The organism is Enterobacter sp. RCC_40 (genome assembly GCF_041360735.1).
Lineage (GTDB): Bacteria > Pseudomonadota > Gammaproteobacteria > Enterobacterales > Enterobacteriaceae > Enterobacter > Enterobacter ludwigii.
Genome location: NZ_JBFUPR010000001.1, coordinates 1,177,562 through 1,197,972, shown reverse-complemented (window position 1 = coordinate 1,197,972; position 20,411 = coordinate 1,177,562). Strand labels below are relative to the sequence as shown.

Here is a 20,411-nt window from a genome sequence, read left to right as displayed (position 1 = left end):
ATGGCGATCACGGTTCGTACTGTCGCCGTCATTGGAAGCGGCACGATGGGTGCGGGAATTGCGGAAGTCGCGGCGAGTCATGGGCATCAGGTTCTGATGTATGACATTGCTTCAGACGCGATTTCACGCGCGATTGACGGGATCCGCCAGCGTCTCGCCTCCCGGGTGACTCGCGGAAAACTTTCCGCCGATGCTGGCAGCCAGATACTTGCCAGGCTGCTGCCGGTAACGGATATCGAAGCGCTTGCCGCGGCAGATCTGGTGATTGAAGCCGCGTCTGAGCGTATCGACGTCAAAAAAGCGCTGTTTGCGCAACTGGCTCAGATTTGCCCGCCGCAGACCTTGCTGACCAGCAATACCTCCTCCATTTCTGTTACGGCGATTGCGGCGGATGTTCACCATCCGGAGCGCGTCGCGGGGCTGCATTTCTTTAATCCTGCACCAGTCATGAAGCTGGTCGAGGTGGTGAGCGGGCTGGCGACATCGCCCGAAGTGGCCGATGCGCTGTGCGAGCTGGCGCTGAACTGGGGGAAACAGCCCGTTCGCTGTCAGTCAACGCCAGGGTTCATCGTCAACCGCGTTGCGCGTCCGTTCTATTCTGAAGCCTGGCGCGCCCTGGAAGAGCAGGTCGCCGCGCCAGAAGTGATTGATGCCGCCCTGCGCGACGGCGGCGGTTTCCCGATGGGACCGCTGGAGCTGACCGACATGATTGGTCAGGACGTCAACTTTGCGGTGACCTGTTCCGTGTTCAATGCTTTCTGGCAGGAACGTCGTTTCCTGCCGTCGCTGGTGCAGCAGGAACTGGTGCTGGCGGGGCGACTGGGCAAAAAAAGCGGGAAGGGCGTTTACGACTGGCACGGTGAGAAACCGGCTGTGCCGTGGCTTGACGCAGTAAACGACAGCTTTACACCCATGCGCGTGCAGCGAAGAGGTGACGGTGTCATGGAAATAGATGAGCTCCTGTTGATTGAAACCCAGGGGGAGACCGCTCAGGCGCTGGCCCGGCGTTTTCACTGTCCGGTCGTGGTGATTGACCGCATCGAACGCGACGTGGCGGTGATCGCAGCCGCATCGGATAACCCGCATACCGCCACGCAAAAAGCCGTCTGGTACCTGCAACAGCAGGGACACCGGGTACTGCACATTGCCGATTACCCCGGCCTGCTGGTCTGGCGGACGGTGGCGATGATCGCCAACGAAGCGCTGGATGCGCTGCAAAAAGGGGTGGCCAGCGAGAAGGATATCGACACCGCCATGCGCCTCGGCGTGAATTACCCGAACGGGCCCATTGCCTGGGGTGAGCGTCTGGGCTGGCAACGGCTGTTAACGCTGCTTGAAAATTTGCAACGCCATTACGGTGAAGAACGCTATCGCCCTTGTTCACTGCTGCGCCAGCGTGCGCTTCTGGAGAGTAGCTATGAGTCATAACGCCTGGCATAACGCCCGCACCATGTATGAACAGGACGCCTGCGCCCAGGCGCTGGGGATCGACATCATCGACATGGACGATGGCTACGCGGTAGTGACGATGACCATCACCCCACAGATGCTCAACGGCCACAAAACCTGCCACGGAGGACAGCTGTTTTCACTGGCCGATACCGCCTTTGCCTACGCCTGCAACAGCCAGGGGCTGGCGGCAGTGGCGTCAGGCTGTTCAATCGATTTTCTGCGCCCGGGGTTTGCCGGCGACACGCTGACCGCCACCGCGCGGGTTAAGCATCAGGGCAAACTGACCGGCGTGTATGACATTGAAATTCAGAACCAACAACAGAAAACCGTTGCCCTGTTTCGCGGAAAATCTCACCGCATCGGCGGCAGTGTGACAGGAGAAGCCTGATGCGTGACGCTTTTATTTGTGATGGCGTTCGAACCCCGGTAGGGCGCTATGGCGGGGCACTGGCCAGCGTTCGCGCCGACGATCTCGGCGCGGTGCCGCTGCGTGCGCTGCTGGCCCGTTATCCGCAGCTCGACCTCGAGCGGATTGATGATGTGATCTTCGGCTGCGCCAACCAGGCGGGGGAAGATAACCGCAACGTGGCGCGTATGTCGCTGCTGCTGGCCGGACTGCCTCAGACGGTCTCCGGCACCACGCTGAACCGCCTGTGCGGTTCGGGTCTGGACGCGATTGGCTTTGCCGCACGGGCAATCAGGGCGGGCGATGGCGACATGCTGCTTGCAGGCGGCGTCGAGTCAATGTCCCGGGCGCCGTTTGTGATGGGGAAAGCCACGGCGGCGTTCCAGCGTCAGGCGGAGATTTTCGACACCACCCTCGGCTGGCGATTTGTGAATCCGCTCATGCATCAGCAATTCGGAACTGACAGCATGCCGGAAACGGCAGAGAATGTAGCTGAATTGTTAAATATCAGCCGGGCCGATCAGGATGCTTTCGCGCTGCGCAGCCAGCAGCGTACTGCTCAGGCACAGCAGAACGGCATTCTGGCGCAGGAGATTGTGCCGGTGCAGGTGCCCGGCAAAAAAGGAACGGTTACGGAAGTTTCGGTAGATGAGCATCCCCGTGCTGATACCACGCTTGAACAACTTGCCGCGCTGAAAACACCGTTTCGCAGGAACGGTGTCGTGACGGCGGGTAACGCCTCCGGTGTAAACGATGGCGCTTCGGCGTTGATTATCGCCAGCGAGTCGATGGCGCACGCGCAAGGGCTTGTCCCGCGCACGCGGATCGTGGCGATGGCTACCGCTGGCGTGGAGCCACGTCTGATGGGCTTAGGACCGGTGCCAGCCACCCGCAAAGTGCTGGAACGTGCCGGGCTCAGCATCAACGATATGGACGTGATTGAGCTTAACGAAGCTTTCGCTTCTCAGGCGCTGGGCGTGTTACGTCAGCTGGGATTGCCGGATGACGCTGAACACGTCAACCCGAACGGAGGGGCCATTGCGTTGGGCCACCCGCTGGGCATGAGCGGTGCCAGACTGGCGCTGGCCGCGAGCAATGAATTGCATCGACGCAACGGGCGCTATGCGCTGTGTACGATGTGCATCGGTGTGGGTCAGGGCATTGCCATGATCCTTGAGCGTGTTTGAGCGAATAACAGTGTGAGTACCCTACAATGACAAATACAACAAAGCTTGATCCGATCGAAACGGCCTCCATTGACGAATTACAGGCGCTGCAAACCGAGCGTCTGAAATGGACGCTGCATCACGCCTATAACAACGTTCCGATGTACAAACGCAAGTTTGACGCCGCGGGCGTTCACCCTGACGATTTTAAAACGCTGGAAGATATCCGTAAGTTCCCGTGCACCACCAAGCAGGACCTGCGTGATAACTATCCGTTCGATACCTTTGCCGTACCGATGGAGCAGGTGGTGCGTATTCATGCTTCTTCCGGCACCACCGGAAAGCCGACCGTCGTCGGTTATACCCAACATGACATCGACAACTGGGCCAACCTGGTGGCCCGTTCTCTGCGCGCCGCGGGCGGCAGTGCGAAAGACAAAATTCACGTGGCCTATGGGTATGGCCTGTTTACCGGTGGGCTGGGCGCGCACTATGGCGCAGAGCGTTTAGGGGCGACCGTTATCCCGATGTCCGGCGGCCAGACGGAGAAACAGGCGCAGCTGATCCGCGATTTCCAGCCGGATATGATCATGGTGACGCCATCCTACTGCCTTAATCTGATCGAAGAGCTGGAACGTCAGATGGGAGGCGATGCCAGCGCCTGCTCCCTGCGTGTGGGGGTGTTTGGCGCAGAGCCGTGGACGCAGGCCATGCGCCGCGAAATCGAGAAACGTCTGGGGATCACCGCGCTGGATATCTATGGGCTTTCCGAGGTCATGGGGCCAGGCGTGGCGATGGAGTGTATCGAAACCGCCGACGGTCCGACCATCTGGGAAGATCATTTCTATCCGGAGATCGTCAACCCGAACGACGGCACGCCGCTTAATGATGGCGAGCAGGGCGAACTGCTGTTCACCACGCTGACCAAGGAGGCGCTGCCGGTGATCCGTTATCGCACCCGCGACCTGACGCGTCTGCTTCCTGGGACCGCCCGCACAATGCGCCGTATGGACAGGATCAGCGGTCGCAGTGACGATATGCTCATCATCCGCGGCGTCAACGTCTTCCCGTCCCAGCTGGAAGAGGAGATCGTGAAGTTCGAACACCTCTCCCCGCACTACCAGCTGGAGGTCAATCGCCGCGGCCATCTTGATTCACTTTCCGTAAAGGTGGAGCTCAAAGAGAGCAGTCTGACCCTGACCCACGAGCAGCGCTGCCAGGTGTGCCATCAGCTGCGCCATCGGATTAAATCGATGGTCGGGATCTCCACCGACGTGATGATTGTCAACTGCGGCAGTATCCCGCGCTCAGAGGGCAAAGCCTGTCGGGTGTTTGATTTGCGTAAAGTTGCGGCTAACGGTTGAGTTTCCCTCACCCCTCATCCTAACCTTCTCCACAGAGGGGGGAAGGGACGTTGTCCCCCTCTCACTTTGGGAGAGGGCCGGGGTGAGGGGAATATGCTATGATTCATCCAGACCAAAAATAACAACAGAATGAATCACATGAATAAACTCGATGCCTTTATCCAGCACGCGGTTAGCTCGGTTCCCGTTAGCGGAACGTCGCTTATCTCCTCATTATACGGTGACGCGCTTTCACATCGCGGCGGCGAGATTTGGCTTGGCAGCCTCGCCGCCTTACTGGAAGGCATGGGGTTTGGCGAGCGCTTTGTGCGCACTGCGCTGTTTCGTCTTAACAAAGAGGGCTGGCTGGATGTGTCGCGTATCGGACGACGCAGCTTTTACCGGCTGAGCGACAAGGGGCTGCGTTTGACCCGTCGCGCGGAGAGTAAAATCTACCGGTCTGAACTCCCCGCATGGGACGGCAAGTGGCTGTTGCTGCTTTCGGAAGGTCTGGACAAAACCACCCTTGCTGACGTCAAAAAGCAGCTGATCTGGCAGGGTTTTGGCACCCTGGCTCCCAGCCTGATGGCCTCCCCATCGCAGCATCTGGCGGATGTGCAGTCGCTTTTACACGACGCAGGCGTGGCGGAAAACGTCATCTTCTTCGAGGCCCATTCGCCGCTGGCGCTGTCCCGCGCGGCGCTGCGTGCCCGGGTCGAGGAGTGCTGGCAGTTGACCGAACAGAACGCGATGTACGAGACGTTTATCCACTCGTTCCGTCCTCTTCTGCCGCTGCTGAAAGAGGCCGCACCGGACGAATTAACGCCGGAACGCTGCTTCCAGATCCAGCTGTTGCTGATCCATTTTTACCGTCGCGTGGTGCTGAAAGACCCGCTGTTGCCGGAGGAGTTATTGCCTGCACACTGGGCCGGACAAAGTGCGCGACAGCTGTGCATTAATATTTATCAGCGTGTGGCACCGGGGGCGCTGGCGTTTGTCAGCGAGAAAGGTGAAACCTCCGTCGGCGAACTGCCTGTGCCCGGCACGCTCTACTATCAACGCTTTGGTGGTCTTACTATCGTATAAGGAGTGGAGATGCCCGTTTATCAAATTGACGGTCTGACGCCGGTGGTGCCTGATGAGAGCTACGTTCACCCGACGGCGGTGCTCATCGGCGACGTGATCCTGGGCAAAGGCGTGTATGTTGGCCCGAATGCCAGCCTGCGCGGCGATTTTGGCCGGATTGTGGTGAAAGACGGCGCGAACATTCAGGATAACTGCGTCATGCACGGTTTCCCGGAGCAGGACACGGTGGTGGAAGAGGACGGACATATCGGCCACAGCGCGATTCTGCATGGCTGTATTATCCGCCGTAACGCTCTGGTAGGGATGAACGCAGTGGTCATGGACGGCGCGGTGATTGGCGAAAACAGCATTGTCGGCGCGGCGGCCTTTGTGAAAGCGAAAGCGGAGATGCCCGCCAACCATTTGGTCATTGGCAGTCCGGCAAAAGCGATACGTGTGCTGAGCGAGCAGGAAATCGCCTGGAAGAAGCAGGGCACGCGTGAGTATCAGGTGCTGGTGGATCGCTGCAAGCTGACCCTGCATCAGGTCGAACCCCTGCGCGAAGTGGAGCCCGGTCGAAAACGTCTGGAGTTTGACGAGGATCTGCGACCAAAATCGGCGTCATGAAGGGGCGCGCACCTGCGGAAGTAAAGCAGCGCATCGAAAAAGGCCCCGTCAGGGGCCTGTGCATGTTTACGCTGGCCTGTTGCGTTGCGCGAAATCAGAACCGGTATTGCAGACCGGCGGTAACGGTATAGTTTTTGTTGGAAATGCCCGCCGCATCACCGCCAATTGACCCGGATTCGCCCGTGTTAGTATCAATAATCTGCGTGCCGCCTTTGCCCTCTTTGTAACGGCTATACGCGAACTCGGCAAAAACTTTGGCGTGTGGCGTGACGTAATATCCTGCATCCACTGACGCACCATAATAGCGAGAGTCTGAGGTTTTCTCGCGGAAGGTCAGGTCGCGCATATAGTGCTCGTCGTTATCATGAGCGCGCACCCAGTCACTGAATTTAAACAGGCCATTAAATTCGAAATTATTAATACGATACTGCCCCACAAGCCCAATATAAGGCATTGAGAAGCGCTGGCTATAACCAATGCCGCGTTCGCCCACCGGGAAATTCCCCGTGTTGGTACCGTTATCATAATTATAAGAGCCACCGGTGGCCGTCCAGCTAAAACGGGTTTCCTGATAACCGGCAGTCACGCCCGCTTTATAGCTTTCGCCCTGCAATATCCAGCCTTTTACATTGAGATCGTATTCATTGGCATAATTGACGTTAGTTGCCGGATGCGTCGAATGATCTGTCCAGCTGGATTGTCTTTCGTTCATCCAGTCATAGTCATCCATATGACCCGAGCCGGATGCCAGCGAGGTCCAGCCGCGTGCGTTCAGGGTCAGGAAAGGGTACGCATCCCAGGAAATATCGCCTTTCAGGATGGCGACGTTTTTAATTTTCCAGTCCAGCTGGCTGATTTTTCTGCCTGTGACGTCGTCATACACCATTTCATGGGATTTCCCGCTGAGCATCCCGCCCGAGGCTGAAACGGTGACGCTGTCAGGTGAGAAATTCGGCGTAAATTGCGTTTCCCCTGCGTATACTGTGCCTGAAAAGGCGACCATCATCGTCAGTAAAAGCGTATTTCTTGTCATTTTTATGTCCCTAATTAAAATTTAATAAATACCTTGCAATTAAATTTTAAAAGCCACACAAATAACAATCAACTGCCAGTTTTAGTCATTATTCGCATTTGCGTTGTGTATTCCTTTCACAAGAAACGTCCCTCACCGAGATAATATTGCCGTCCCGCCTCCGACAATTAGCGTGAATATATTTAGCAGGATATTAATCAAAGTACGGTTTTAAAATGACTTCCGTCCAGTGCATAAAAGCTCTGACACGCTGCGATAAATTACGCCGATGGGCGACCACGAAAGCGGCATTAAGCGGTTCAGGAGGCAAATGGGGAAGCACTTCAACCAGCGCGCCGCGCTGGATATGGGGCGCCAGCGCGGAATACCCGCCCTGAATTAAGCCCAGACCCGCCAGCCCGGCTTCATGATAGGCCGGTACGCTGTTGACCCGCGCGGCGCCGGGTAACATGACGGACCGGTAGCCATCACCGTCCGGGTACTGCCAGCCATCAGGCCTGGCACCAAAATTTCGCATGTAATGCACCATACGGTGTCCCTGACGAAGCAGGTCGTCAATCGTCTCGGGCACCCCGACGCGCTCCAGATAGCGTGGGCTGGCGGCGTTAATCATCCGTAACTGACCCAGCGGTCGGGCAATGAGGGTCTCATCAACAATGGGCCCAAAACGAATGACGCAGTCAAAGCCTTCCTGAACCAGATCGACTCGCCGGTCTGTGCTTGAAAGTTCTATTTCAAGTTCAGGATGCGCGTCCAGCAGTTGTGGCAGGGCGGGAATCACTACGCTTTGGGCCAACACTGCTGGCATATCGACGCGTAAACGTCCCCGCAGTGACATGCCGCCAGGCGCAAACATGGACTGGAGATCTTCTGCATCTGACAACAAATCCCGGGCGCGGGAATAAAAAGCCCGACCGTCTTCGGTCAGCTGTACCGCGCGGGTAGTCCGGTGCAACAGCGTCGTCCCGAGGTCATGCTCAAGCTCACGTACGACCGTTGAAACGCGGCCTTTCTTAATGCCCAGGCTCTCCGCCGCCTGAGTAAAGCTCTGCATTTCTGCGACGCGCGCAAAAATAGTCAGTGCATGCAGGTTTTTCATTGTTCACCTTCCGGGTAACAGTGCGTTATTTTTTGGGTGATTTATTCCCTTATTGATGACTAATAGAGTGTCTTCATACCGCGTAACGCTGTCAAACAGGTTGATGCGTTTTACACCACCGGCAACAGTCCTCAGGAAGGATAAAGAAGATGAATAAAGGTTATTTAATCGCCCACGTGACCGTCACAGATCCTGCTGCCTATGCAGAATATGCGAACGCTGCCGGGGAAGCGCTGCAGGGGTTCAACCCCCGGGTCATCGTCTGGTCAGGGGAATATGAAAATCTCGAAGGGGAGGCGCATGAACGCCATGTCGTTCTAGAGTTTGATTCGTATGCTGAGGCCAAACGTTTTTATAACAGTCCCGGGTACGTGGCCGCCAGAAAGCTGCGCGCGGGGGCGGCAACCGGGACATTTGTTGTGGTTGAAGGGGCTTAATCCTGCGCCAGCGGCAGGAAGGCGTCAGCAAATATGTCCGGCTCATACCCGGCTGAGGTAAAGAGATGATGACGTGATTCATCAATGGCCTCGCGAAGGCGGGTGATGTCTACCCCCAGCACGTTGCCGTCTTGCTTCACGATTCGTCCGGCAATCATGACGGTATGGATGTTGCTGCGCTCTGCCGCATGGACCACCGTGCCAAATGCATTGCCGGACGGATAGAGGTTGAGATCGCCGGCGTTAATAAGCACCAGGTCGGCCTGTTTACCCGGCGTCAGGCTGCCGATGCTCTCCTGTAACCCTGCACAGGCCGCACCATCGACGGTGGCTGCTTTCAGGAGCTGTTGGGTATGAAGCGTATTTACGGTGTGCGCTGAACCACAGCAGTGCTGCTGATGCATGCCCATGACGCGCTGGAGGTAAAAAGCCACGCGCATTTCCATAAACATGTCGCCGCTGTACGACGTTTCATTGTCTACGCTGAGGCCGGGGCTGATGCCGTGGCGCAGCGCGGACTGAAGGGCAAACATGCCGTCTTCGATACCGTAGTGCGCATCGGAGCGGGGGCAGACGTTCACGCGTACGCCCGCATCCCGCAGGATTTTCCATCCGTCGTCCGGCAGTGCGGTGCAGTGATTAAAAATATTGTCCGGTCCCAGAAGCCCCTGCTGATGCAGCGCCTCAAGCTGCGACGCCATTTCACCCCCAAAGAATTCGGTCACGATTGGCAACCCCAGCCTGCGGGCCTCCAGCCATCTCTCCGGCTCCAGCTGGGCCATGACTGCCAGCGAAACAAGACTCTCAGGATTATTCTGGAAATACTTTTCTTGCAGGCGCTGCCAGTTACCGGGCCAGTGCGCGCGGTCCCATTCTCCGGACACCGGTGCACCGGAAGCGTGTACGGCGCGGATCCCCGCATCCAGCAGGGCCTCAACGGCCGCGTCCGAATGCGCAGCGGTGCGGCTGTTATGGGAATTATCAATCACCGTGGTGATACCGGCATCAATACACCCCAGGGCGGTGAGCAGGTTGCCGATATAAATATCGGCAGGGCGATAATACCTGGCGAATGAGAAGTGCGTGGCGTTGCAGTAATCTTCAAGCGTTTTGGCGTCGGGGTTAATGCGGCGCAGTTGTCCCTCCCAGGCATGGCGATGGGTATCCACCAGGCCCGGCATGGCAATCATATGTGTGGCATCTATTATGCGGGCGCCTTCTGCTGCAAGATTTTCACCAATGGCGACGATCTTTGCGCCTTCGATAAGGATATCTCCGCGCTCAAAATTACCCACCCTGTCATCCATGCTGAGCAGGGTTGCGCCCTTAATCAACGTGGCGGGTGGAGTTATGCTTTGATTGTTAATCATATTTCTCAGGTAATCGCTCATCTTCTTGTCCTTTGTCTCTTCATGGGTGAGAAATTACGCCACCCGATTACGGCGAAAAAGATGCTTAACGTGTTTTCATTATTCATAATCTACGAAGAATAATGTGAGCGACGGTCGGGGGAGAAAAAATGGATCGTATTCAGGCAATGCAGATCTTCATGCGGGTAGCGCAGGCCGGAAGCTTTGTCCGCGCAGCCGAAACGCTTTCTCTTCCTTCGTCAACGGTCACCAGCAGCATAAAAAATCTGGAGAGTTACCTCCAGGTGCGCCTGCTTAACAGAACGACAAGGCGGGTGAGCCTCACCGCTGAAGGTGTGCAGTATCTGGCGCAATGCCAGGAAATACTGGCGTTAATCGAGCATGCGGAAACGAGCCTGACGGCGTCAGTCCGGCGCCCGCAGGGACGCTTGCTGGTGGACATGCCGGGCGGGATCGCGGATTTCATCGTGATGCCTCACCTGAAAGATTTTTACCGGCTTTATCCGGATATCTACCTGATGTTGGGCGTCAACGATCGGCAGGTTGATCTGGTGCAGGAGGGGGTGGACTGTGTGATCCGAACGGGGGATCTGAATAGCTCGACTCTTGTTGCCCGTCCTTTGGGCCGGTTTCGCTGGGTGACCTGTGCCTCACCGGACTATCTCAGGAAGTTCGGTACTCCCCGCTCGCCAGACGACTTATCACAGCATCGGGCGATACACTATTTTTCCGATCAGACCCGACGGGCGGATGCGTTACGCTTTGTCCGCGGGACAGAGACCGTCTCCATCCCTGTTCGCGGCGAAGCGGCCGTAAATGCCACCGGGCTTTATATCAACATGTGCCTTGAAGGTTTCGGGCTGGCGCAGCTGGCTGAGAGTATTGTCTCAGCGCATCTGCGGGAGGGAAGGCTGGTTGAGGTTCTGGCTGACTGGCAACCGCCTTCGGTGCCCGTCACGTTGCTTTATCCCCATCAGCGTTTTCTCTCTCCCGCAGTGCGTGCCTTTGCAGACTGGATTGCCGGGCTTATCCCGGACGCCAGCCCGGCACCGTCAGGCGGCGGGCTTGATCCGAAACCAGATCGCATACATCGCTGGCAGGAAGACGAGGGTAATAATGGTTCCCCCTAGCGTTCCGCCAATCAGCGTGTAGGCCAGCGTTCCCCAGAACACGGAGTGCGTCAGGGGAATGAACGCCAGCACGGCGGCCATGGCTGTCAGTAAGACCGGCCTCGCGCGCTGTACGGTCGCCTCAACCACGGCATGGAACGGATCGAGACCGTCCTTCTGGTTGTGATCGATTTGACCAATGAGAATCAGCGTGTTTCGCATCAGGATCCCCGAAAGCGCGATCAGGCCGACGAGGGCATTGATGCCAAATGGCTGATTGAAAAGCAGCAGTGTAGGAACCACACCAATAAGCCCCAGCGGTGCGGTCAGGAATACCATGACCATGGCCGAGAGTGAACGCACCTGCAGAATGATTATCAGCAGCGTCAGGGCAATCATGATGGGGAACAGCGGGGCCATGGCCTGGGTGGCTTTGCCGGATTCCTCAATCGATCCCGCCATTTCGATGCGATAGCCAGGTGGAAGCGAATCAACAATGGGTTGCAGCTGTTTCATGATGGCGGTTGACACATCCGGGGGCTGAAGGTTTTCGGCAATGTCTCCCCGCACGGTAATCGTGGGCGTACGATCGCGGCGGCGCAACAGCGGATCTTCCATTCGGATCTCAATCTCCCCGATTTGTGACAGCGGAACGCGTTGTCCGGCGTTACCCACCAGGGTAAAGCCCTCTATCTTCGCCGGATCAAGACGGATATCACCCGCGGCGCGGCCCGTAACCTGTACCGAGCGAATATCTTCCCGCACGGAGGTGATGGGAACGCCCGACAGCAGGAACTGAAGCTGCTGGGCAACGGCGTTCGATGTTAAACCGGTAGCCTGCAGGCGGTTCTGATCGAGGGTGAAATGCAGGGTCGGTACGCGTGAACCCCAGTCGGTATTGACGGTTCTCATCATCGGACTGGCCTGCAGCACACCTTTGACGTTATCTGCAATGTCACGCAGTTTATTGACATCCGGTCCCATTACTCGCCAGGCGACCGGGAAGGGAGAATAAGGCCCGAACACCAGCTGCGTTACCCGCACGCGTGCCTCCGGAGCCAGCCCGCGGGCTACCGCTTCGCGAAGGCGGAACTTAAGCGCCTCGCGTGACTTCTCGCTGTCCGTCATGACGACAACCTTCGCGAAAGAGGGATCGGGCAACTCAGGGGCCATCGCCAGATAAAAACGCGGCGAACCCTGGCCAATGTAGGCGGTGACGATGCTGGCTTCAGGCTGTTTGCGCAGCCACGCTTCGATTTTCGCGGTGGCGGCGCTGGTTTGCTCAATCGATGTGCCATACGGCATCTGCACTTCCACCAGCACCTCGGGGCGGTCGGACGTCGGGAAAAACTGTTTTTTAACCAGCCCCATCCCCAGTACTGCGAGGGTGAAGATGGCCACGACGGACGCGGCGACGATCCATTTTCGGGCGATCACGCGGCTCAGGGTATGACGAAAACGGTTATAGCGCGGGGTGTCATAGATGGCGGCATGACCGCCTTCGACTTTTGCGATGTCCGGCAGAATTTTGACGCCCAGATAAGGGGTGAACACCACCGCCACAAACCACGAAGCTATCAGGGCGAGGCCGACTACCCAGAACATATTGCTGGTGTACTCCCCGGCGGTTGACTGCGCAAAACCATTCGGCATAAACCCGATGGCTGTCACCAGGGTTCCGGCCAGCATTGGCGCGGCGGTATGGCTCCAGGCGTAGGCGGAGGCTTTGATTCTGTCGTAGCCTTCCTCCATTTTTACCACCATCATTTCGATGGCGATAATGGCATCATCAACCAGTAAGCCGAGGGCAAGAATAAGGGAGCCCAGGGTAACGCGGTCGAAGTTTATACCGGAGGCTTCCATCACGACAAAAACGACCGCCAGCGTCAGCGGCACTGCCGCCGCGACAACGATGCCCACGCGCCACCCCATACTGACAAAACACACCACCATCACCACCAGCAGGGCGACGAAGAACTTGATCATGAACTCATCGACCGACGAGCGGATATTCACCGACTGATCGGTGACTTTCGTCAGGGTCATCCCCAGAGGCATATTCGCATTGATGTTTGCCGTTTCTGCATCCAGCGCTTTACCCAGCGCCAGGCCGTTCCAGCCTTCACGCATGACAATACCGAGCAGCAGGGTGGGTTCTTGCTGGTTACGGATCTGCAGTGTCGGTGGATCTTCATACCCTCGTTCAACCGTTGCCACGTCGGACAGCCGGAGCGTTTTGCCCTGCGCGATAAGGGGCGTATCGCGGATCTTCTGCAATTTATCGAAAGCGCCGTCGAGGCGGATAAAGATTTGCGCCCCGCGCGTTTCAATCGAGCCCGCCGCGGTTAATGCGTTCTGGCTGTTGAGCGTGGTGAAAATATCCTGCGGGGAGAGCCCCAGTGTTGCCAGACGGTCATGCGAGAAGGAGATGTAAATCCGCTCGGCCTGTTCCCCGATGATGTTCACTTTCTTTACACCTGGAACGTGCAAAAGCTGCTGGCGCAGGGCTTCGGCGTCACGCACTAACAGACGCTGTGGTTCGCCTTTCGCTTTCAGTGCAAAAAGGGCAAAGGTGACATCGGAAAACTCGTCATTGATCATCGGCCCCATGACGCCTGCCGGAAGGTTTTTGGTTTCATCCCCCAGTTTCTTTCGCGCCTGGTAAAACTCTTCCTGAACCTGAGAAGGCGGGGTTTTGTCCTGCAATGACAGCGTGATAAACGCCATACCGGGGCGGGTATACGTTTCCGTGCGGTCATACCATTTGAGTTCCTGCAGACGTTTTTCCAGCGGCTCGGCGACCTGATCCTGAATTTCCTGTGCGGTTGCACCGGGCCAGACGGTGATAACCGTCATTTGCTTAACCGTGAAGGGGGGATCTTCCGCGCGGCCAAGGCCAAAAAACGAGAAAATACCGGCAAGGGTAACCAGAATAATCAAGAACAGCGTGACCGAGCGCTCGCGTACCGCAAGCGCTGACAGGTTGAAACGACCTCCACTCATGGTGTCATCCCCGCCTGAGTGGCATCGCGCTGTTCCGCCAGCCGGACCGCTTCGCCTTCGTGCAGAAGATGGACGCCTAACGCAACAATCTTCTCTCCGGGCTGCACGCCGCCGGTCACTCTGGCGATATCATCCCCTACGCTAAGCACCCTGACAGGCCGCCAGACGACTTTTGTCGGCTGAGCGGAAATACGCCAGACGCCAGGCCCTTTCCCCGCATCGTAGAGAGACGCCAGAGGAACCTGCATCACCCGGCTGTCGCCTTTGCCGTGTTCGATGCTCAGCGTCACGGTCGCCCCCAGCGGCGCGTTCGCCAGCGCGCCGTTCAGCACGTATCGGGCCTCAAAGGTACGGGTGGTCGCATCGGCTGAATCAGACAGCAGGCGCAGCTTCGCGCTAACGGGCTGTTTTTCGTTACCGTAGAGCGTTGCCAGGGCTGTACTTCCTACGGCAGGGCGCAGGGTTTCCGGCAACTGGACCAGCGCCTCGCGCTGCCCCGCGCGGGCCAGACGGATCACCGCCTGCCCGGCGCTGACCACCTGTCCAGGCTCGGCAAGCGTCTCCATTACCACGCCGTCTGAATCGGCAAGTAGCACGGCATAACCGGTGGCGTTTTGCGCCACGCCTGCCTGTGCCCGGGCAGCGCTGAGCTCCGCTCTGGCGCTGTCGGCTGCGGCTTTAATCTGGTCGTATTCCGACGCCGACACTGCACCGGATGCCACAAGGCCGCGATAACGCGCCTCATCGCTGGACGCTTTACGTGCGCGCGCCTGGGCAGCATCCACCGCTCGCTGCTGGGCCTGCGCCTGTAATTTCAGATCAACAGGATCCAGACGCATTAAAGGCTGGCCCTGCTTAACGGTTTGACCCGTATCGACAAGACGTTCGAGAATTTTGCCCTGCACCCTGAAGCCTAAATCACTTTGCGTTCTTGCCACCACCACGCCGGTAAAGGCGCGTGACGTCTCGTTCGCAGGGATCACGGACGCAAACCTGACAAGCGGTGGCTGCGTGCGCGGATCGTCACTGGCGTGGTTATCGCCGCATGCCACCAGGGCAAACGGCAGGAGGCATACGGCAAGGCGGGCTGAATGAAGCCTGAGCATGGGAACCCTTATTACATTAACAGGACGGTATCCGCATTCTCATTCTAGTGACCAATAAAGTCAATGGTCACTAATCAGGGGGCCAGGCTTCGCAAAATCAGAGAGGAGAGGACAACCGCCGCGGTCGGGGCGGCTTCAAGGTTGTACTGTAGCTGAACAGGGTTAATGAAAGGGCACATCACCATATAGATCGCCAGTGTAGCTTCGTCCAGAGGGGTTTTTCTCTCGAACTCACCGGCTTTTCTGCCCTCGACAACAATGCTCTCAATCAGCTTCAGCAGACGTTCTGAATACCTTTCGGTTGAAGGCCACTTGTCCCGCGCGGCAACGGCGGCGATGTCGTAGAGTTTACGCTCATGGAAAAACAGTTCACTTCCCGCCTCGGTGAGCGCCCTGAACAGACGACGCAGCTTTTCGCTTGCGGATGGCGCATCAGCGATGGCTGCATTGACCGCCGCCATGATCATATCAAGACGGTTCGCGCAGATGACCTCGCCGATTGCCTGCTTGGAATCAAAAAATTTATAGATATAGGCTTTTGAAAAACCGATGGCTTTGGCAAGTTCGGCGACGGTGGTTTTTTCATAGCCGTAATGGCCGAAATGCTCATACGCAGCTTCGACGATTTGCTCTCGGACCGTGTGATCGAGTGGACCACGTGTGGATGGGGTGTTTATGTCTTTAGTCATTATTTCAGCTTAGCGTGACAGGCTCCGATTGACAACGTGTGACCATTTGGTAATTGGGTCACATGGTTGAGTGGGCAGATGGCACATGCACAGTCGTCTGTGGAACCCGAGGGATAATACTCGTTAGCCCTGAGCCGTTAAGACTGCATCATCAACCAGGTCGGCTAAGTGTATCACTGTTTTTCGCGGGATATTGTCAGTCTTTGCGAGAGGTTGCGCGCGTTTCAGTGCAATTGCGCGGCACTGAAACGTCACGCTTTGACCTGAACGGGATTATGCGTCTGAGTGCGTCCCCTGACCGGCGGGCTTAGGTCGTAATACTTTTTCAGCAATGATCGCCAGACGTCGGCGGGTGACAAACCGGTGTAACTGGCCCAGCAGCCAGTTACCGCAGCCGGGGATCAGCGTGTTGCGTTGCGTATCCACGGCCCGTAACGCCAGCGCGACCACGTTCTGCGCTGGCATTCTTTTGCCCACTGACGCTTCCTCGGCGTTCACCACCTCAAAAAAGGCGGTATCCGTTGCGCCGGGGCAAAGCGCCAGCACGCGGATGCCGTGAGCGCGGTATTCTCCCCACAGCGCGTTCGAAAAGGAGAGTAAAAATGCCTTTGTTGCCCCATAAATTGCCATATACGGATCCGGTTGCATGGCAGCGGTTGAGGCCACGTTAATCATCACGCCTGAACCTTTACGCAGCATCGCGGGCAGCAGGGCGTGCGCGAGCGCCACGGGAGCGAAGCAGTTGACGTTGATCTCTTCACGCTGGCGCGCCAGAGATAGCTTTTCAAATCGCCCGTAGGTGGCAAACCCCGCGCTATTAATCAAAATATCGGGATAAAGCCGTAACGCTTCCAGCCGTTCCACAATGTGGGTAATGGCCTCAGGCAGCGTTAAGTCCTGCACGATAACGGTGAGTGATACGCCGTGCGTTTTCTGAAGCTCAGCCGCAAGCGCCTGCAGCGTTGCCTCGGAGCGGGCAACCAGGATCAACCCCACGCCACGGGCCGCGAGCTGGCGGGCGAACTCCCGTCCGATGCCCGAGGATGCACCGGTAACCAGTGCTGTTTTTCCTGTATAATCAAAAGAATTCATAACATACATCCCGTTTTCCCTGTCTGTGCGGCACAGGATAAACCGTGTACTCAGGTACACGGTCAAGCGTGATTTTTACAAAGTGAGAACGACGCGATGAGGATCGGCGAGCTGTGTGCCAGAACAGGGTTATCGAAAGAGACGGTGCGTTATTATGAAAGGGCGGGCTTGCTGGAAAAAATTCCGCAGCCAAACGGCAGTAATAACTACAAAGTCTACTCGGCTGTGGATTTACAACGGCTGAAGCTGATCGGGCATGCCAAAATGCTGGGGTTTACCCTGGCTGAAATCGCCGATGTTCTGGCGGTCTGGGTTGATGACCGCTTTACCGCGGAGGAAAAACAGGCCGCTTTGCGGCGCAAACTGGCGCAACTGGCGGAGAAAGAAGCGGCGCTGAATGAACTTCGGACCCGCTTGACCGATGCCCTTCATAAAGTCGGTCAGCCGTGTGTTGATGTATTTTAAACGGCCGACGCGGGCCGGTTAACGCAACCGGCGGCTTCACGACGTCATCAGCTCACCGCGTTCAGTCTTTTTAAGCCAGTCGATAAAAAACTGGCTAAATGCGGTGACCTGAAGCGGCTGGAGTTTCCGTTGCGGGTAGACAAACTGTAGCCCGACATCTTTGCGATCAAACCGGCTAAAGCCGGTGAAGCTCCCGGCAAGCAACACTTTCAGCCTACCTTTCTCGACATCGTCCTTCACGTCCCACCACGATTTGCCCACAATGCCAGCCCCGTCGAGGGCCCACTGACGAAGCAGCGCTCCGTCATCACAGACCATGGCAGGCTCTACGCGAACGACGCGCTCTTTCCCCTCAACCTCAAACCGCCATTCATTCATCACCACCCCTTGCGACTCCAGCGCCAGACAGCGGTGGTCCGTCAGCGCGTCACAGGAGGCAGGGATACCTTGGTCGTTAAGATACGCTGCTGACGCGACCAGCACCCGGTGATTGGGACGGATATTTCTGACCACCAGGCTGCTGTCCGGCAGGTTGCCGAAGCGAATGCTCATATCCAGCCGGTTAGCGACCAGATCCTCTACGTGTTCTCTTAAGTAAATGAAAAATTTGATTTCCGGATGCAGGCGGGAAAATGCCATGACGGCGGGGCTGAGATACTGCCTGCCAAAGTCAGAGGGGGCGGAAAGACGAATGTTGCCGCTGAGCACGCCCTCTTTTTGTGCCAGTAACGACTCGGCATGATGCATCTCTTCCAGCACGCGCAGTGCAGCATGGTAAAACTCTTCGCCCGCACGGGTGAGGGAGATAGCCCGCGTGGAACGGTGAAACAGGCGCGTCTGGTAGCGTTCTTCAATCGCTTTGAGGCGGGAGGTCATGGTGGCCGGGGAAAGTGACAGGCGGCGGCCAGCGGCGGAAAGCCCGCCAGCCTCGGCCACTTCAACCAGCAGCGCCATATCTTCGAGTTTACCCATTATTCATATTTACCGAAAAGTGCATCTGATTTTAGTGTAATTATCAAAATCAGATGCCGCCTGTAAAGTGATTTCATCGTAACCACAAGGGACGTCCAGATGAACCAGACCTCACTTTTTGAACGCTACAGGTTAGGGGATCTCAACCTGAAAAATCGCATCGTCATGGCACCCATGACCCGTGCCCGCGCTCTTCAGCCGGGAAATATTCCCTCGACGCTGATGGCTGAATATTACCGACAGCGGGCCAGCGCGGGCTTAATCATCACCGAAGCCACGCAGATCTCGCCTCAGGGCCAGGGCTATTCATGGACTCCGGGGATCCATACGCCAGAGCAGGTTGCGGGGTGGCAACTCACTACCGGCGCGGTCCATCAGGCGGGAGGGGTGATTTTTTCCCAGCTCTGGCACGTGGGGCGGATGTCTCATGCCCGTTTTCACGAAGACGGACTGCCCGTCGCGCCCTCCGCGCTGGCACCCGATGCGAAAGTATGGGTGGTGAATGAACATGGCGAAGGTCAAATGGTTGACTGCCCGACGCCACGCGTGCTGTCGCGAAAAGAGATCGTGCGCGTCGTCGAACAGTACCGACAGGCGGCGCTCAATGCCGTTCAGGCCGGGTTTGATGGCGTGGAGGTGCACGGCGGAAACGGCTATCTGATTGATCAGTTCCTGAGATCTACGTCAAACATCCGCACGGATGAGTATGGCGGCAGTCTCGTGAACCGGATCCGCTTCGCGCAGGAGGTGCTCGATGCCATTGCGCAGGCCATTGGCGCTGAGCGCACCGGTATCCGGCTTTCGCCGTTTATTACACAGCGGGGAATGAACGATCCGCAGGTCATCGAAGCCATTCTCGCCCTCGCGGCCTGGTGCCAGCAACGAGGCATTGCGTTTATTCACCTGGCGGAAGCCGACTGGGATGATGCGCCACAGGTTCCGGAAAGTTTCCGCAAAAAACTGCGCGAAACATTCCGCGGCACCCTGATCGTGGCGGGAAATTATACCCCTGAAAAGGCGGAAAAAATCCTCGCAGCAGGGTATGCCGATTTGATTGCGTTTGGACGCCCGTTTATTGCCAACCCCGATTTACCACAGCGGCTGGCGCATCACTGGCCGCTGAATGACGTCAGCGATCCCGCCACGCTCTTTGGTGGTACAGCGGTGGGGTATACCGATTACCCCACTTACAACCTGTGTGAGGAAAAATGATGACCCGTAAAACGTTAATTATTGGCGGCGCGTCCGGTATTGGTTTTGCTGTAGCACGTGCCCTGGCAGCACGCGGCGACGACATTATTCTCGTGGGACGCAATAAAGAGAAACTGAACGCTGCCCGCGCGCGGCTCAGTCCATCTCCCGCCTCTGTTGAGACCCTCGTCCTCGATATTAGCAATGAAGCAGAGGTGATCGCGTTAAGCGAAACGCTGGGTGAGGTCGACAATATTATTGTCACGGCCGGCTCTCAGGCACCGGGAGGGCCGCTTTCGACCCTCGACCCTGGCGCAGCGAGACTGGCTTTTGATACCAAATTTTGGGGCAGCATGCACGTCGCCAGATATCTGAGCGGGAATATTTCGCCCCGCGGTACGCTGACGCTGACCAGCGGATTTGTTGCACGCCGCGTGGTAGCCGGTGCCATAGTCAAAACCACCATGAACGCCGCCATCGAGGCGGCAACAAAAGTGCTGGCAAAAGAGCTTTCACCGCGTCGCGTAAACGTCATCAGCCCGGGTCTGACCGATACCGAAGCCCACGCCGGGATGGATGCGGCTGCGCGGGAAAAAATGCTGACTGTTGCAGCACAGACGTTGCCCGCTAAAGCGTGGGGACGAGCGGAAGACGTCGCTCAGGGCTATCTCTTTGCCATCGATAATGCCTTTGTTACGGGCTCGGTGATTGATATTGAGGGCGGGGCATTACTTAACTGACCCCGCGTTGATCCGAATTGATTCCGGCAGTGAACATGCTGGCGGA

At 57.2% G+C, this 20,411-nt stretch carries 19 protein-coding genes; 11 read left to right on the top strand and 8 right to left on the bottom strand.

What is annotated here, in order from left to right; translation table 11 throughout:
• The 6 genes from paaH to paaY all read left to right on the top strand — a co-directional run bounded on the left by paaH (position 1) and on the right by paaY (position 6,059).
• Entirely contained in the window at positions 1 to 1,428 is a 1,428-nt protein-coding gene (gene paaH, locus AB6731_RS05565) for a 3-hydroxyacyl-CoA dehydrogenase PaaH (protein ID WP_371006013.1), read from the top strand.
• Positions 1,418 to 1,840 carry a hydroxyphenylacetyl-CoA thioesterase PaaI gene (paaI, locus tag AB6731_RS05560; RefSeq protein ID WP_020884240.1) on the top strand — a complete coding sequence of 141 codons (423 nt, stop codon included), beginning with the start codon at positions 1,418 to 1,420 and terminating at the stop codon, positions 1,838 to 1,840. The genes paaH and paaI overlap by 11 nt, the downstream gene beginning before the upstream one ends.
• Entirely contained in the window at positions 1,840 to 3,045 is a 1,206-nt protein-coding gene (gene pcaF, locus AB6731_RS05555) for a 3-oxoadipyl-CoA thiolase (RefSeq protein ID WP_134179117.1), read from the top strand. The genes paaI and pcaF overlap by 1 nt, the downstream gene beginning before the upstream one ends.
• Positions 3,046 to 3,071: 26 nt before the next feature.
• Positions 3,072 to 4,388 (top strand): phenylacetate--CoA ligase PaaK, encoded by a 1,317-nt coding sequence (gene paaK, locus AB6731_RS05550; RefSeq protein WP_014169934.1) that lies wholly within the window; start codon positions 3,072 to 3,074, stop codon positions 4,386 to 4,388.
• Positions 4,389 to 4,517: 129 nt separating this feature from the next.
• On the top strand, positions 4,518 to 5,453 hold the full coding sequence (paaX, locus tag AB6731_RS05545; protein ID WP_044867798.1) for a phenylacetic acid degradation operon negative regulatory protein PaaX: 936 nt from the start codon (positions 4,518 to 4,520) through the stop codon (positions 5,451 to 5,453).
• Between the two features lie 9 nt (positions 5,454 to 5,462).
• A complete protein-coding gene (gene paaY, locus AB6731_RS05540) occupies positions 5,463 to 6,059 on the top strand; it encodes a phenylacetic acid degradation protein PaaY (RefSeq protein ID WP_063156029.1) in 597 nt (198 codons plus the stop codon).
• Between the two features lie 94 nt (positions 6,060 to 6,153).
• Here the strand turns inward: paaY and AB6731_RS05535 are convergent, their stop codons facing one another.
• Positions 6,154 to 7,092 (bottom strand): omptin family outer membrane protease, encoded by a 939-nt coding sequence (locus AB6731_RS05535; RefSeq protein ID WP_371006010.1) that lies wholly within the window; start codon positions 7,090 to 7,092, stop codon positions 6,154 to 6,156.
• 193 nt (positions 7,093 to 7,285) lie between these two features.
• Positions 7,286 to 8,191 carry a LysR family transcriptional regulator gene (locus AB6731_RS05530; protein WP_014169938.1) on the bottom strand — a complete coding sequence of 302 codons (906 nt, stop codon included), beginning with the start codon at positions 8,189 to 8,191 and terminating at the stop codon, positions 7,286 to 7,288.
• A 149-nt stretch (positions 8,192 to 8,340) separates the two neighbouring features.
• Between AB6731_RS05530 and AB6731_RS05525 the strand changes: the two genes are divergently transcribed.
• Positions 8,341 to 8,628 (top strand): DUF1330 domain-containing protein, encoded by a 288-nt coding sequence (locus AB6731_RS05525; RefSeq protein ID WP_014169939.1) that lies wholly within the window; start codon positions 8,341 to 8,343, stop codon positions 8,626 to 8,628.
• On the opposite strand, the gene AB6731_RS05520 is transcribed toward AB6731_RS05525, so the two are convergent.
• A complete protein-coding gene (locus AB6731_RS05520; protein ID WP_371006008.1) occupies positions 8,625 to 10,019 on the bottom strand; it encodes an amidohydrolase family protein in 1,395 nt (464 codons plus the stop codon). The genes AB6731_RS05525 and AB6731_RS05520 overlap by 4 nt on opposite strands.
• A 128-nt stretch (positions 10,020 to 10,147) precedes the next feature.
• Here AB6731_RS05520 and AB6731_RS05515 point away from each other — a divergent pair, with 128 nt between their 5' ends.
• Positions 10,148 to 11,128, top strand: coding sequence for a LysR family transcriptional regulator (locus AB6731_RS05515; protein WP_371006006.1), 981 nt, complete (start codon positions 10,148 to 10,150; stop codon positions 11,126 to 11,128).
• On the opposite strand, the gene AB6731_RS05510 is transcribed toward AB6731_RS05515, so the two are convergent.
• The 4 genes from AB6731_RS05510 to AB6731_RS05495 form a co-directional block, all read right to left on the bottom strand.
• On the bottom strand, positions 11,051 to 14,110 hold the full coding sequence (locus AB6731_RS05510) for an efflux RND transporter permease subunit (RefSeq protein WP_063156026.1): 3,060 nt from the start codon (positions 14,108 to 14,110) through the stop codon (positions 11,051 to 11,053). The genes AB6731_RS05515 and AB6731_RS05510 overlap by 78 nt on opposite strands.
• Positions 14,107 to 15,216, bottom strand: a complete 1,110-nt coding sequence (locus AB6731_RS05505) for an efflux RND transporter periplasmic adaptor subunit (RefSeq protein WP_371006004.1) — start codon at positions 15,214 to 15,216, stop codon at positions 14,107 to 14,109. The genes AB6731_RS05510 and AB6731_RS05505 overlap by 4 nt, the downstream gene beginning before the upstream one ends.
• Positions 15,217 to 15,290: 74 nt before the next feature.
• Positions 15,291 to 15,905 (bottom strand): TetR/AcrR family transcriptional regulator, encoded by a 615-nt coding sequence (locus tag AB6731_RS05500; protein WP_371006002.1) that lies wholly within the window; start codon positions 15,903 to 15,905, stop codon positions 15,291 to 15,293.
• A gap of 273 nt (positions 15,906 to 16,178) precedes the next feature.
• Positions 16,179 to 16,997 carry an SDR family NAD(P)-dependent oxidoreductase gene (locus AB6731_RS05495; RefSeq protein ID WP_371006001.1) on the bottom strand — a complete coding sequence of 273 codons (819 nt, stop codon included), beginning with the start codon at positions 16,995 to 16,997 and terminating at the stop codon, positions 16,179 to 16,181.
• A gap of 96 nt (positions 16,998 to 17,093) precedes the next feature.
• On the opposite strand from AB6731_RS05495, the gene AB6731_RS05490 reads away from it, so the two are divergent.
• Positions 17,094 to 17,462, top strand: a complete 369-nt coding sequence (locus tag AB6731_RS05490; protein WP_020884230.1) for a MerR family transcriptional regulator — start codon at positions 17,094 to 17,096, stop codon at positions 17,460 to 17,462.
• 36 nt (positions 17,463 to 17,498) lie between these two features.
• Here the strand turns inward: AB6731_RS05490 and AB6731_RS05485 are convergent, their stop codons facing one another.
• Positions 17,499 to 18,434 (bottom strand): LysR family transcriptional regulator, encoded by a 936-nt coding sequence (locus AB6731_RS05485; RefSeq protein WP_371005999.1) that lies wholly within the window; start codon positions 18,432 to 18,434, stop codon positions 17,499 to 17,501.
• Positions 18,435 to 18,533: 99 nt separating this feature from the next.
• On the opposite strand from AB6731_RS05485, the gene AB6731_RS05480 reads away from it, so the two are divergent.
• Together AB6731_RS05480 and AB6731_RS05475 are read left to right on the top strand one after the other, a co-directional pair.
• On the top strand, positions 18,534 to 19,646 hold the full coding sequence (locus AB6731_RS05480) for an alkene reductase (protein WP_185791239.1): 1,113 nt from the start codon (positions 18,534 to 18,536) through the stop codon (positions 19,644 to 19,646).
• Positions 19,643 to 20,365 (top strand): SDR family oxidoreductase, encoded by a 723-nt coding sequence (locus tag AB6731_RS05475; RefSeq protein ID WP_244047960.1) that lies wholly within the window; start codon positions 19,643 to 19,645, stop codon positions 20,363 to 20,365. Before AB6731_RS05480 ends, AB6731_RS05475 begins: the two co-directional genes overlap by 4 nt.
• Positions 20,366 to 20,411: the final 46 nt, after the last annotated feature.